The following is a 15,302-nucleotide window of genomic DNA, read 5'->3' as shown; positions in this document are numbered from 1 at the left end:
ACGTCCTGTGATAAAAATCATGGGACATTTTGATGTGTATCCGATTTTTATTGCTACTTTTGTACCAAGACGAGAGACATTGACAGCAACTCACAGCAGAACGTAGAAATAGACAGGGTTGCCAAATCATTACCTCATTTTTACCTTATCCTCAGAACTGCTTGCTAATAAAGTGGTTATAAAAATCTTCCAGAATTACATAAATTTCCGGAACAGTTTATGATAAGAATCGGGAAATTCTTCCGGGTGTAAATATCAGTGTTATTACGGATTCTTCTATTGCTGGGACTATAACGGATGCAGATGGGCATTTCTATTTAAAAGTTCCTGATAAGAATACAGTGATTGAAATTTCTTATATAGGGTTTAAATCTCAACAGATAAAAATTGGAGATAAGATAAATTTCGATATTGTATTGGAAGAGGACGTGACGGAATTAGGTGAAGTTGTTGTTACAGGGTATGGCAGTCAGAAAAAAGCTTCGGTTATTGGTGCGATCGAGACAATACAACCTACAAAATTGCAATATGGTTCCACCCGTTCATTTTCTAACAATTTGGCAGGTCAGGTTGCTGGTGTGATCGCCGTACAACGTACTGGTGAACCGGGATCGGACAATTCTCAGTTTTGGATTCGTGGTCTTTCTTCTTTTGCCGGTAATACAAATCCTTTAGTTTTGGTTGATGGTGTTGAACGGGATCTGAATAATATTGATCCGGCCGAAATCGAATCTTTTTCGGTATTGAAAGATGCATCTGCTAGTGCCATGTATGGTGTACGTGGTGCAAATGGAGTTGTTGTTATTACGACTAAACGTGGACAAGTTGGCGCTCCTTCAGTGAATTTTCGAATAGAACATGCGATTTCAACTCCGACGAAATTGCCGGACTATATTGGTGCTGCAGACTGGATGACGCTAAGGAACGAATTGTCGGATCCATCAAGTTTACCTTATACGCAGGAACAGATAGATAGAACTCGGAATGGATATGATCCGGAACTTTATCCAGACATAAACTGGATAGATGAAGTGACAAAAGATTATGCTTATTCTACTCGTGCCAATTTGACGGTTAACGGAGGATCTACATTTTTACGTTATGCGTTGGTCGCTTCTTATTATAATGAAAAAGGAATTATAGAGACAGACCCTTCTCTGACTTATGATACGGATATTAAGTTAAATCGATATAATGTGCGTGCTAATGTAGATGTGGATATTACGAAGAGTACCACTTTGCGTATAAATATCGGAGGATATATGCAGGAACATAGGGGACCTTTTTATTCAACCAATGATATTTTATTTAACGCATTTAGTAGAAGACCATGGGAATATGCTGTTCGTTACTCTAATGGGGCAATTCCTCATATTGAAGCATCGGGTACAGGTATCAATAATCCTTGGGCTATGGCTACGCAGTATGGATATAAAACAAATACACAGTCCCAGATTCAATCGTTGGCGACTTTAGAACAGGATCTGAAAATGTTGACTCCCGGCTTAAAAGCCAAACTTAGTTTTTCGTTTGACTCCTATAATTATTCATGGCGAGATAGGAGTGCGGATCCAGCACGTTATACTCCGGCTACTGGGCGTGATGATGATGGTAACTTGATAATAAACCAGTCTCATTATGGAAGTGAGTCATTGGGACTTGGATCGGGTGGTGATTATGGAACCAAACAGACCTATATGGAAGCAACGATGACTTATCATCGTTTGTTTGGGGACATACATGATGTGGATGGCTTATTCCTGTATAATCAACAAAGTTATGATAATGGATCTGTACAACCTTTCCGTAAGCAAGGTATAGCCGGACGTTTGTCTTATATGTATGATAGCCGCTATATTGGGGAGTTTAATTTTGGTTACAATGGTTCTGAAAACTTTGCCAAAGGCCAGCGTTTTGGTTTTTTCCCGTCAGTAGCTTTAGGGTGGCTTGCGTCGGAAGAACCGTTTATGGAATCTACAAAAAGTGTTATTCATAAATTGAAGGTTAAAGCCTCATATGGAAAATCTGGAAATGATAACATCGGTGGCCGTCGTTTTGCTTATATCACAACGGTGAATTCAGGGAATGGATATGTTTTCGGGGAAAACAAAAATTATACAACATCCGGATATACAGAAGGAGAAATCGGTACAAATGATTTGACATGGGAAGTATCTTGGAAGTCAAATGTGGGTTTTGAATTGGGACTTTGGGAAGCTTTAAACTTGAATGTTGATGTCTTCCACGAATGGCGTTCTAATATATTTATGCAACGTCAGACGATTCCTAACCTCACCGGTTTTATATCATTGCCGTATGGTAATTTGGGAAAAATGGAAAATCAAGGAGTGGATCTGTCTTTAGGTTTCCAAAAACAACTGAACAAAGATTGGTCCGTCACATTTAATTCAACTTTTACTTATGCCAAAAATAAAGTGACAGAGTATGATGAACCGGCAAGTTTAGCAGGAACGTATCGTTCTAAAACAGGAGGTGGTTCTATCAATACGTTATGGGGATTGATTGCTGATAGGTTATTTACTGAAAATGATTTTAATCCAGATGGGAGTTTGAAAGAAGGGATCCCTAACCAGTTGGTTGGTTCTGGCAACCTTCGTCCTGGTGATATTAAGTATGTGGATCGTAATGAGGATGGAGTTGTTACGACAGAAGATGAAGGTTATATTGGTGGCACCGTCGATCCACGTATCGTTTATGGCTTTGGTGCATCAGTAATCTATCGCAATTGGGATTTAAATGTCTTCTTTCAGGGAATGGGTGACACTCATAGAATAATAGGAGGGGGAAATGCTTGGTTGCCGGGAACAGGTAATAGTGCAAACATTTTTACCAATTATCAAGATCGCTGGACAGAGGAGAATCCTTCACAAGATGTTTTTTATCCTCGTTTAGATGCTTCTCCTAATGAAAACAATTATCGTGCTTCTACTTGGTGGAAAAAGGATATGAGTTTTTTGCGTTGCAAAACGATTGAGTTAGGATACAATTTACCTAAAACCTTTTTAAGTAAAGCTCGCTTAAAGAGTTTGCGCGTTTATGTAAGCTGTAATAATCCATTTTATTTCTCCAAATTTAAACTTTGGGACCCGGAATTAAATACGTCTAATGGTACTATATACCCACAGATGGCTTCGGTACAAATGGGGCTGGATTTAAATTTTTAATAATGAAAATGTTATAAAATAAATAAGATGAAAAGATTGAAATCAAAATATCTGGTAGTTGCAGCTTTTGCTTTACTTTCATTTATGTCTTGTGATTTTTTGGAAAAGGAACCAGATACAGAATTGACGATGGACATTGTCTTTGATGATAAAAATAAGGTAGAAGGTGTATTAGGCTATGTATATAATGGCTTGCCTACTCCTGGCGATTATACACATGGATTAGGCTGGAGCGTTTGGGGAGATGAACTCGTGTGGAATCGATTAGTAAATTGGGGAGTACTCTCTGTGCAAGAAAGGTTATTCAATGGAACCTGGAATGTTGCTACTGCGCCGAGTTGGAATATGTGGAATGAATACCCTAAACGGATTCGTCATGCTTATCTGTTTCAGGAAAAAGCTCATGAAATTGCAGGTTTACCTCAAGAAACAATAGATCGGATGAAAGCTGAATGCCGTTATTTAGCTTGTTATTATTGGTGGCATTTAACAGAAAATTATGGCCCTATCCCTTTTATACCCGAAATGTTTTCAACAGATGTACCATTGGCAGAAATGCAGAAAGCGCGTACTTCTTTTGATGATATAGTTTCGTATTTAGATAAAGAATTATTAGCTGTTTCAGAGTTGCTACCCGATAAGTATACTGCTACTAATGAATATGGGCATGCTACTTCAATTATGGCGTTAACTACTCGTGCTCGTATGCTGCTTTTTGCGGCCAGTCCGTTAGTAAATGGTAATTCTTGGTATAAGGATTGGACTAATGTTGATGGAAGTCAGTTGTTTAGTCCTGTTTATGACCAGCAGAAATGGATAAAAGCAGCTGAGGCTTGCAAACTTGTGATTGATAGAGCAGAGGCTGCTGGACATGCTTTGTTTATCGCTTATAATAAGGATGGGTCTATAGATCCTTTTCGGTCTACGAGAGATCTTTTTTTTACAACAGAGTCTGCTGGGAATCCAGAGATAACATTTCCTATGACAAATGATTTGGGTCATACGAATTTTGAGGGCTACGAAGATCTTTGTATTACTCCTGAATTTGGAGATGCAGGATGCTTAGGGGTATATCAAGGTTTAGTGGATGCTTACTTTATGAGTAATGGATTACCTGCTATTACAGGGTATAAGGCAGACGGGAACCCGATAATTAATGAAGAGTCTGGATATTCCGAGGAAGGATTTACAACAGAAGTTACGAAACGTGCTGATACTTCTTGGGATGAAGGTACAGGAGTAGCGGGCGAAGTTACACCTGCAGGAATTTGGAAGATGTATTATAATCGCGAGCCTCGTTTTTATACATCTGTAAGTTATCATGGTTCATGGTATAAAGTGGCAGAACGTCCTTTTGATTTTTTGTGTTATGGAAAAGATAACAATCATCAGTGGAATTCACCGCGTAATGGTTATTTGGTACGTCGTAAAGTTTATCAAGGGGATAATAGTAAAAATGGGATATGGTATCGAAATCGGACTGAATGGCTTTATCGTTTGGGTACTAGTTATTTGGATTATGCAGAGGCTGTTAACGAGGCTTACGATAACGCAACGGGACGATTGGAAGCTTTGAAATATCTCAATCATATACGTCTGCGTGCTGGCTTACGTCAATATACAATTAACGCTGTTGCTGCAAATAACCCAGACTATATTCACGTAGATAATACGCAAGATGCTATTCGTAATGTTGTACGCATGGAACGGCGTGTAGAATTCGTTTCAGAGGGTATTCGTTGGTTTGATATACGTCGTTGGAGAATTGCTGAAAGTATACCGGAGATGAATGGCTATTTAATGGGCTTAGACTGGGATTGCACGGACATTAATAATTTCTATAAACGGGTGGGAGATCCGGAACATAATCGTGTATGGAAAAAAGCCTACTATTGGATGAATATTGAAATTTCAGAATTAGAGAAAAATCCGAATTTAGTACAAGCTCCTTATTGGTAAAAAAGAAATGAGAGTGTATAAGATACAACTGCGGGGGGACACTCTCATTCAATTATGAAACTTTATAGATCATGATAAAGAAAAAATATATATATGTTATTTACCTATTCCTTTTTTTGGTGGTTTGTCATGGCAGACCACTAAAAGGGAGTTGTAATAAGCATTTAAATCCTTTAAAAACAACAGATAGTGTGGCATTGTCTGTTGCAGATCCTTTTGTTTATAAATTTGATAGTTTATACTATCTGACTGGTACGACATCTTTACCGGAGGGAATGGGATTTGCTTATTATACTTCTACGGATTTAATCACATGGGAGTATAAAGGTCTTTTGTATCGTAAACCGGAAAATCATATTGGCAGTCATGCTTTTTGGGCACCAGAAGTGGAGTATTATAAAGGAAAATTTTATATGACGTATAGTTGCTACGTGGAAGAGCGAGGTTTAATGCTTACTTGCCTGGCCTCCAGCGAAAAACCGGATGGTCCTTTTGTTGATCTTTACACTCCTTGGTTCGACTTAGGATATTCTGCAATAGATGCTGATATTTTTGTAGATGATGATGGGACTCCTTATGTCTATTATAGTAAAAATAGAATACAAGAGACATTGGCTGTAGGCGAGCTTTATGCCGCGCGATTGGCAACGGACCTTTCGGGGCTTGACGGAAATCCTGTTTTTATTTCGGGGGCTTCCCAATCATGGGAAAAAGTAAATTGGGATAAAAATCGATGTAATGAGGGAGCTTATGTTTTTAAAAGAAATGGGATTTATTATATGACTTACTCTGCGAATGATACAGGATATGGACATTATGGGATAGGGGTCTCTCGTTCAAAAAGCCCTTTAGGTCCTTGGACTAAAAGTATTAATAACCCTCTTTTGGCGACTGATCTTTCAAAAGGTATTTCTTCGCCGGGACATAATTCAATAGTAGAGGCACCTGATGGTAGATTTTGTATGATCTATCATCGTCATGCTGATCCATATTGCCAGAAACCAAATTGGGATAGAGTTGTTTGTATGGATCGCTTGTTTTTCGATGAACAAGGCGAATTGCAGATTGAAGATTCTTTACATTATTTATTGCCATGAGTGGGTACAAATTGTAGATGGAAGTATTAAATTGATGAAACTTGTTTTCCATAGGCCGAATTCTCCTTATGGGTCGGAAAGAGCTTGTATTTATAAATTGGAAGATATGGGGGATATGTTGGTTCTGAAAGATGAGCATATTGTTTAGTGATTCTTTTTCAATTCATGGGGGTATACTATTTTTTTGAAAAAAATAGTATACCCCTTATTTATTATAAAGAAATTATTTCCGAGTGGGAATGATTTATGTTTTTTCCTTATAACCGTTGAAAAGAAAGGTGAGTCTTGGTAGGACTATGGTGTTTGTGTTTAACCTCTATTAGTAGAAAGCTGTGAAATACCTCTCCGATAGTTTAAAACCCGTCGTAAAATTAATATAAATAAAGTAACAAACAAATAATATTCAGCATATTTTTACTCAAACCTCCTATATATACCATAGTCCTACCAAGACGATGTTTAAATCCTAATAAGTGTTTTTATTTCCAGTTTCGTTAACTTTTAATAGGAGGACATACATATGACGTGAGACCGATACAAAGGATGGTAAGTAAGCCATCACAGATGAGAATAAGTTACTTGAATCTTTATTATCAACTAATCTATTAATATTCATGAAAATACAGCAACAAGAGAATTTTCATATACTTTCTCAATTATATAAACCGCATTATTGTGCGGTAGCTATAACTTTAGGCTTGTTTCTGTTTTGTTCGGTTCCGATCTCTGCGACAGACAGGAATAAAGAAAAAATAACAGTTGCGGAAAACGGATCGTCCATGCAGAAAGGACGGACAGTAACAATAACGGTAACGGATGAATCCGGTCCGTTGATCGGTGCAAATGTAACGGTCAAGGGAACGACAAACGGGAATGTTACGGATGCAAACGGATATGTCATATTGCAGAATGTTCCTGATGATGCAGTTCTTTCTGTTTCCTATATAGGATATGTTTCAAAGGAAATACCCTTAGGTAATCAGAGCTCATTGCGTGTCCGGTTGGCTGAAGATACCAAGACGCTGGATGAGGTCGTCGTGATCGGCTATGGAACGATGGAAAAGAAACAGGTGACGAGTGCCGTTACCTCTCTTTCTGCTGATGATCTGATGGTCGGAGTGAGTGGTTCGGATATCTCTTCCGCTTTACAAGGTAAGATCGGAGGATTGATCATGACCAATCTGGGCAGTGCAAACTCAAGTACGACCTTTCAGTTACGCGGTATGACCTCGATAAATGCCGGTAGAGCCCCTTTGGTTGTCATCGATGGTTTTCCCGGCGGCGATATTCGTTCGCTTACTCAGGACGATATAAAATCCATCGATGTCTTGAAGGATGCTTCGGCGGGAGCCATCTACGGAACCCGTGCCGCTTCCGGAGTGATCCTGATCACGACTAAGAGCGGCTCCAATACGGATGGAAAGGTGAAGTTGACGTATAGTTCTGAGTTTACAAAGAAGCAGAATTATAATGCCCCAGAAATGCTTTCCGGCAGGGAATATGCGGAACATGAGATAGGGACCGACTACGGTTCGGATGTCGACTGGTGGGACGAACTGATCAACCACAACAACTTCTCCCAGAAGCACCACCTGGCTCTTGAAATGGGAACGGAGAAAGCGCAGGTCTATACCTCTTTCTTCTATGAGAAGAATCAGGGAATCGCCCATCAGGATGAACGGCAGGATTATGGCGGACGTGTGAATGCAAACTTTAAATTGTTCGACGATTGGTTGGAAGTACGTCCGAATGTCGATTACCGGCAAGCGATGCGTAACAATCATTATCCGAATTTCCAGCAGGCATTGCGTAATAACCCGACCCGTTCACCCTACGATCCGGAGAGTGAGACCGGTTATAATGTCTGGCTGAACGAACAGTTGGATTATAATGTAGTAGCCGATGCCATGCTGAGTACCTATGAAGGGCTGGATAAATGGTTCAAACCGGAGGTGACTTTCAAGTTGAATATAAAGCCTGTTCCCGGACTTTCCTATCAGCAGGTGCTAGGATATGAAAATCGGCAATGGGAACATCATTTCTATAATTCCCGCAACCACCGGGATGAACTGGAAGAATCGCGGAAAGGCTATGCCCATCTGGCTTTCAGTAAAACAGAGAACCTCACTTCGGAAGGATATGCAACCTATATCAAAGAATTTAAGGGCGGTCATAACCTGAATGCGGTAGCCGGTTATTCCTATTTTGAAAACAACGGCGAGAGCTTCAATATGTCCAATTATAATTTTGCTGTAGATGGTGTAAAGTTCTGGGATATAGGCGCCGGTTCCTATTTGAGTGACGGTAAGGCAGCAATGAGTTCCGGTAAAAATATTACCGAACGTTTGTTCTCCCTGTTTGCCCGTGCGAATTATTCTTATCAGGATAAATATCTGTTGCAGGCATCTATCCGCCATGAAGGTTCGTCCAAGTTCGCTGCAGATAATCGCTGGGCTAACTTCTGGTCTGTATCTGCCGGTTGGCGTATTTCCAATGAAAAGTTTATGGAAGATATCAAATGGATAGACGACCTGAAGGTTCGTTTCGGTTATGGAGTAACCGGAAATAATGACTTTAGTGCTTCCTATATGGCCAATATGCTTGGCTCCGATACTTATTGGATGCTTCCTGATGGTGAATGGGCCTATTCCTACGGAAAGACACAGAATGTGAACCAGAGTCTGGGTTGGGAGGAAAAGAAGGAATGGAACCTGGGGCTCGATTTCTCGCTCTTTGACAATCGTTTATATGGTAAATTCGATTATTATCGCCGTAAGGTAGACAATCTGATTTATAGTGTAAAAGTACCTCAACCACCTTATACACAAGGCTCTCAATGGCAGAATATCGGAAGTATGGAAAGTAAGGGATGGGAGTTTGAAGTAGGCGGAGATATTATCCGTACGAAAGATTTTGTGTGGACTTCCAGCCTGAACCTGAGCCATAACACTGGCAAGATACTGACGTTATGGGGAAATAATACCTATTATAATGGGAATGGCTTTCCTGCTCCGGGTTCTCCCGGGGATGCCGCCCGAATGGAAGAAGGTTCGACGATCGGTTCGTTCTATTTGTGGAAGTTTGCCGGTTTTGACGATGACGGAGGTTTCCTTCTTTACAATAAAGACGGTGAAGTGATCCCGGCCGCACAAAAAACGGAGAACGATAAACAGTACATGGGAAATTATACCCCCAAACTTGTGGTCGGTTGGAGCCATACGCTGGCTTATAAGAATTTCGATCTGGGGATCAACCTGCGCAGTTGGATCGATTTCGATGTTTACAACACGATAAATATGTACTTCGGCATCCAGGGACAGGGAAATACCAATGTATTGAAAGCTGCCTATGGAAAATTCAGCCATATCAAAGGGGAGAAACAGATTTGTGATTATTACCTGGAAGACGGTACCTTCCTGAAAATCGATGCTATCACATTGGGATATACGCTGCCGATGAAGAAATACACTAAGTTCATCGATCGTATCCGCCTCTACGGGACAGTAGGAAATGTATGCACTATTTCCGGCTATAGCGGCATGAACCCCGAAGTAAATATTACCGGCTGGGAAGGTGGTACGGAAAAGTTCTGGTCGGATTTCTATCCGGTGGTACGTACTTATACTTTAGGTCTTCAGTTAAACTTCTAAATACAGGCAGAATGAAAAAGAATAAGATAATAAATTATATATGTTCGGGTATCGCTTGTTTACTGGCAGCAACATCCTGCGATGTGGAACCGACATTTTATTCGCAGGTAGTTCCCGAAACTTTTTATACCTCCCAGGATGCGGTATGGGAACGTTTTAACCGTCCGTTTACCCATTGGCGCTGGTATGTGGGGCATAACGAACCCCGTTGGATGCTTCAGGAACTGGGGACGGACGAGTTCTGTCTGCCAACCCGGGGTAGTGACTGGTATAACGGGGCTATGTATCAGAAATTCCATCACCATGACTATACGGAGGATATGGCATTTGTGGAAACAGGATGGACGAACTTCGCTATGGGAGTCGCGCTCTCCTGGGATGCGTTGGAAGATCTGGAAAACATTGATTTCGATGCTTTGGGATTTGAAGAAGGGACAAAAGAGTCAATGCTTAACCAACAGAAAGCTCTGGTTGCCTCTTTTTATCTGGACGGACTGGATCTTTTCGGCGGGGTTCCCCTTTATGAGACGACACAGAGCGATGTAAAAGGTCGGTCTACCGACCAGGAAACATTTGATTTTGTAGAAAATCTCTTGAATGAAGCAATACCCAATTTACCGGTTAAAGAGGAGTTGGGTGCTATGGAGAACGGAAGTCTTCACCGGGCAACTGGTGCAGCTTTACTGGCCCGGCTTTATTTCAATGCAAAGCCTTATATCGGAAAAGAGATGTACGCTGAAGCTGCCGCTATCTGTCAGGACATTATCGACGGGAAATATGGTAAGTATGCGCTGGATACGGACTGGACAAATATTTTCGGTTTTGACAACGAAACTTGCCCTGAGATAATCTGGTCGGTTCCCAGTGAGAATGCTAAACTGGAAACGGATGGAATGTATTGGAGTTATATGGTCCCTTACAATTATAAAAACTATCTTGGCGGCTTGGAAGGTTCCGGTTCTAATAATGGTATCGGATTGATTCCCAGTCTGGACCCGACAGGAAAGAAGTATCCTTATAAGTTGGGAGGTGCTTACTCCAAATTCAATGATAAAGATATCCGCAAACAACCTTATGTGTATGAAGGAAGTGGTAAATACCGGGGAATGTTTATCGTCGGTGAATTGATCAATCCTTTGAATCCGGAGTGGGTTTGTACGGGCAGCAGGGAATATAATGGCCAGCCGTTAGTAGTCCGTGATCAGGTAGCCTATTTTGCAAAAGTCGGATCGGCGGATTACCCGACATTGGAATCTTTGCCTTCAACTATTGCTACGGCCGAAGAATCTTCTTGTGTACGTGTTACCAAACGGAGTCCGCGTCCGAATCAGGATGAGAAAATCCGGAAGTTCGACCCGGATGTGCCTATTATCCGTTTGGCAGAAATCTATTATATGCTGGCTGAATGTAAAATGCGTTCAGGAGATAATGAAGGAGCTGCCCGGTTGATAAATACGGTTCGTCAACGGTATTTTGAGAATGGAAATGATCCCGATCCGGTTACGGTAGCCAATCTGGATAAATACCGTATGCTGGATGAATGGTTGCAGGAATTCCTGGGTGAAGGACGCCGACGTACTGATCTGGTGCGGTGGGATGCTTATGTGACCGAAAACTGGTGGGATCATCAGGCTACTAATAATACGAACCTGAACCGTTTCCCTATTCATTATAGTCTAATAGGTGCCAATAATTTGCTGGAACAGAATCCTGGGTATTGATTGGCAGGAATGTTTAGGTTATCTGTTTTGTAGAAAGAATGCTGGTAGCGGATTGGTGGGTGGGGCAATTTATGAGTTGTGTTTTAATAGATAAAATGGAATGACCGGACTTTTCCTTTTACCCCGGCGATGCTGTCTCCATAGGGTGAGGGAACTTGCCGAACGGATAAAAGGAAAAGGCGGATCATTCTTTTAGTAACTGATCTTGATACCGGCGAAATAACTTCTCGGTGTTGCCGGCCCGTAGATATAAGCAGAGTCACGGTTCGGACCCTGGTCGAAGTCGGACTGGTAGGCTTCGAAGATATTCTGTACACCGGCATTTACTTCCAGGTTGATATCTTTATAAATGTGGAAGTCGTACGCCAGTTTGATATTCATATCGAAAAAGTCCGGTGTCTTAACCGCTTTATCCATTGGGATGTAACCTGCCAGATGCTGAACCAGCATACTTCCGGTATAAGTGCCCGACAGGGAAGCCGTGAAATGTTTCAACGGAGTCAGTGTCGCGGTAAAGTAACCGTATGTATTGGGGGTACGGAACATCTTCTTTTCGGTCGGTACGTTCTCATCTTCACTCCATTTCTCCGGTTCGTTGTAACGGCTGCGTTGGAATGTGGCTCCTGCCTGTAAAGACAACCAGGAAGAAAGGACACTTTTCCCTTCCAGGGTCAGCCCCATCACTTTTGCACCCGAACCGTTCCGGCGCTCTTTGATGATATTGCCCTGTTCGTCTTTCCCGATTTCTTCCAGCACGAATACATCGTTCAGACTCGTATAAAAGCCTTCCACCAGGAAATTTACCTGGATACCGTTCTTGAAACGGTGATAAAAGTCGACTGATGTGCTGAGGCTTTGCGATTTCTCTTCCTTCAGGTCTTTCGCCCGACGTATCATCGCTATCTCACCTCCGACGGCAGAGATGTGCATGTCTTCGTCGAAAGCCTGCGGAGCACGGAAGCCACTGGAATAGCTGGCACGTATATTGATATCTTCCGTCGGATTGAAACGAACGTTGGCACGGGGGCTGAATACCACATTATCTATCATGTTGTGCTTGTCCATACGCGCTCCGATCAGGAAACTCCACCGTTTGTTTTTCCATTCGTTCTGCAGGAAAAGGCTTTCGATATGGACTTTCTGGTTGGTGTAGCGGTTGTAACCGATCATTTCGTCTTTCAGATGATCGTAGTTGTATTCCAATCCGGCGGTCAGGTCTGACGGCATAAAGAGGAACTGGTCGAAGCTGTACGAATACTGTGTACCGGTCATAAAGGTCAGGTCGGTTGTCTTTCCATACGCATTCGGGTCCTGTCCGGTGCCGTAATAGCTGTCGCGGTCGGTGTTTTGGGCCGAGGTAAAGACACTGAACCTCTGTTTGTAATCGGATGAGAAAAGGTCGAACTTCAATCCTCCGCCGTCGATGGAGTGTTCCAACTGTTCGGCAATATCCGCTTCATGGGGCGGACGATCCAACAGGTTGCCGCCGCGACGGTATTCGTTCATATGGTGATATTCGAACGTCAGTTTGCTGTACGTGCTTGTTTTCAGATAGGAACGGAAACCAACCGTCTGATTCTTCAACTTTGGCAATTCGGTATAGCCGTCATTATCATGGTCGTAACCGGAACGATGGCGGTTCTGTCCGAAGATATACATTCCCGCCTTCCCGTTATCCGTTACCAGCGAAGCATTCAGTGTCGTGTTATTGTCAAAAGAGGAACTTCCTCCGATAGAAGACAATGTATGTGTCAGTTCGCCCGAGTTACGTAACGGCTCTTTGGTAATGATATTGATCGTTCCGGCGATGGCGGAAGAACCGAACAATGCTGAACCGCCTCCACGCATCACTTCCACACGGTCGATCATATTGGCCGGAATCTGTTCCAGTCCGTAAACTCCCGAAAGTGCACTGAATATGGGGCGCGAGTCGATCAGTATCTGCGTATAAGGACCGTCCAACCCATTGATACGTACCTGTTGGAAACCGCAATTCTGGCAATTCGTTTCCACACGCACACCCGGCTGGAAGTTCAATCCTTGCGCCAGGTTCACCGCATTGGTTGTCTTAAATATCTTCGAATCGATCACATTTACCAGTGTAGGAGCCAGACGCCGTGAGGTTTCACTCCGGTTTGCCGATACGACAACGCCGTCCAGGGCGATTCTGTCTTCCTCCATCTCTACATTAATTTCCTGTGTTTTCCCCTTCTCCAGTTTTACATCGCGGGTGACAGTCTTGTAACCGAGATACTTAAATTCGAGGGTGAACTTTCCTTCCGGCAGGTTCTTCAGGAAATAATGACCGGAGTTGTCCGTTGTCGTTCCGATGGTTGTTCCTTTTAGTATAACGGTGATAAATGGCAGATGCTCGCCGGTTTCTTTATCCAATACATGCCCGAATACGTTTGCATCCGATGCGTTCATTTTCTCTTCTTCAGTGGCCCATGCAGCCGTTAGGGTACAGCATAGGCATAGTATAAGTGTTATAATCTTATTCATATTGATTTAATCTGATAAATAGGTAATACAATAATTGAATGCCCGGTATTTTCCGGGACTCTTCTTCCCATGTTGAAGGGTTTGCCACAAGCATGGCATAGCTTTGCCATAGGCATGGCACAACTTTGTCACAGGCATGGCAGGACTTTGCCATAGGCGTGGCAGAACTTTGCCAACGTGATGAAAAAGGTTGGCAAACTGCATGGGAACATATTTATCAGGCTACAGGAGGGGCGCGAAGAGACGGTTCCCCTTGTATGGGGACCAGATAATCCGGGTAGACCGGATTGCAGGATAATCTGAATAATACTGTAAGAAAAGCGGCAAGCAATAAAGAGACAAATGCAGCACCGCTGATCTGAATAGTCGATAGTTGATGAAGTAACTGGAACTCGGCATAACCATGTTCATGGTCCGGGCGTCCGTCGTCTGTCTTATGGTATGGGTGCGAATGGACAATCGTTACCCCATTCACAATATGAACGTGGGTAAACGCAATCAGGCATCCCAGATACGCAATGAACAGTGCGGGGAGCGCTATACGCAGATATTTCCTAAACTTCTCCATCACCTTTTGCAAATATAAGGCTTTATTTATATATAAAAGAAGGGTATGATATTAAATCTGTATTAAATACCTACTGTAAGGTATGAAAAAAGCCTCTCCTCGCAGAGAAGCTTCTCTTCAATTCTTTAGTTGTGCAAATTAGTTATTATATATCTAGTATGTCAGTTCAGTGAATAGTTCTGTGCCAGATAAGGGGACTTCTTGCCGTTTCTCCGGGCGGAAAGAAGTTCTTTCAACTCTTCCAGTTCCATTTTATTCAGGCAGAAGTAGATGCTTTCCGATTGTATCTTTATACATATTTTCCGGTTAGAGGCAAAATGTTGGTTGTTCTGTATGGACAGGTCGCCGTCGATACTGTTTACATATCTTCTGAAGTTCTGGTAGCCGGCTTCGGTGAAGCAGAAAAAGAAGTTACCGAATTCGAGACTATATGTATTGCAACATTCGCAGAATGTGAGTTGGCCGTTGAAAGTTTTATTTAATATCTTCATAATGGATAATAGGAATATCTTGTTAATTACTTTCCAAAGGTCTTCATTCTTTGACAGATATACAATCGCAATAAGATGGTAAAACTCGGGTATTGAATACCTATAAAAAGGTAAGAGCCTCTCCTCACG

At 42.1% G+C, this 15,302-nt stretch carries 8 protein-coding genes; 5 read left to right on the top strand and 3 right to left on the bottom strand.

Annotation, left to right across the window (positions count from 1 at the left end; all coding sequences use genetic code 11):
* Window positions 1-203 precede the first annotated feature (203 nt).
* From DWW23_RS02785 to DWW23_RS02765, 5 genes are all read left to right on the top strand, one after another.
* Window positions 204-3,185, top strand: a complete 2,982-nt coding sequence (locus DWW23_RS02785) for a TonB-dependent receptor (RefSeq protein ID WP_255419598.1) — start codon at window positions 204-206, stop codon at window positions 3,183-3,185.
* Window positions 3,186-3,212: 27 nt separating this feature from the next.
* On the top strand, window positions 3,213-5,144 hold the full coding sequence (locus DWW23_RS02780; RefSeq protein WP_122351773.1) for a RagB/SusD family nutrient uptake outer membrane protein: 1,932 nt from the start codon (window positions 3,213-3,215) through the stop codon (window positions 5,142-5,144).
* A gap of 71 nt (window positions 5,145-5,215) precedes the next feature.
* Window positions 5,216-6,241, top strand: a complete 1,026-nt coding sequence (locus DWW23_RS02775) for a glycoside hydrolase family 43 protein (protein WP_122351772.1) — start codon at window positions 5,216-5,218, stop codon at window positions 6,239-6,241.
* A gap of 779 nt (window positions 6,242-7,020) precedes the next feature.
* Window positions 7,021-9,891 (top strand): SusC/RagA family TonB-linked outer membrane protein, encoded by a 2,871-nt coding sequence (locus DWW23_RS02770; protein WP_233564261.1) that lies wholly within the window; start codon window positions 7,021-7,023, stop codon window positions 9,889-9,891.
* Between the two features lie 11 nt (window positions 9,892-9,902).
* Window positions 9,903-11,612 carry a RagB/SusD family nutrient uptake outer membrane protein gene (locus tag DWW23_RS02765; protein ID WP_122351770.1) on the top strand — a complete coding sequence of 570 codons (1,710 nt, stop codon included), beginning with the start codon at window positions 9,903-9,905 and terminating at the stop codon, window positions 11,610-11,612.
* Window positions 11,613-11,804: 192 nt separating this feature from the next.
* Here DWW23_RS02765 and DWW23_RS02760 read toward each other — a convergent pair whose 3' ends face one another.
* From DWW23_RS02760 to DWW23_RS02750, 3 genes are all read right to left on the bottom strand, one after another.
* Window positions 11,805-14,114: a TonB-dependent receptor gene (locus tag DWW23_RS02760; RefSeq protein WP_122351769.1), complete on the bottom strand. Its 2,310-nt coding sequence runs from the start codon at window positions 14,112-14,114 to the stop codon at window positions 11,805-11,807.
* A 217-nt stretch (window positions 14,115-14,331) separates the two neighbouring features.
* Window positions 14,332-14,682: a hypothetical protein gene (locus tag DWW23_RS02755; RefSeq protein ID WP_122351768.1), complete on the bottom strand. Its 351-nt coding sequence runs from the start codon at window positions 14,680-14,682 to the stop codon at window positions 14,332-14,334.
* Between the two features lie 161 nt (window positions 14,683-14,843).
* Complete coding sequence (locus DWW23_RS02750; protein ID WP_122351767.1) at window positions 14,844-15,173, bottom strand: DUF6686 family protein; 330 nt, start codon at window positions 15,171-15,173, stop codon at window positions 14,844-14,846.
* Window positions 15,174-15,302: the final 129 nt, after the last annotated feature.

Source organism: Parabacteroides sp. AF14-59 (assembly GCF_003479515.1).
Classification (GTDB): Bacteria; Bacteroidota; Bacteroidia; order Bacteroidales; family Tannerellaceae; genus Parabacteroides; species Parabacteroides faecis.
The sequence above is the reverse complement of the archived record's forward strand: the minus strand, read 5'-3'. Positions and strand labels throughout refer to the sequence as shown.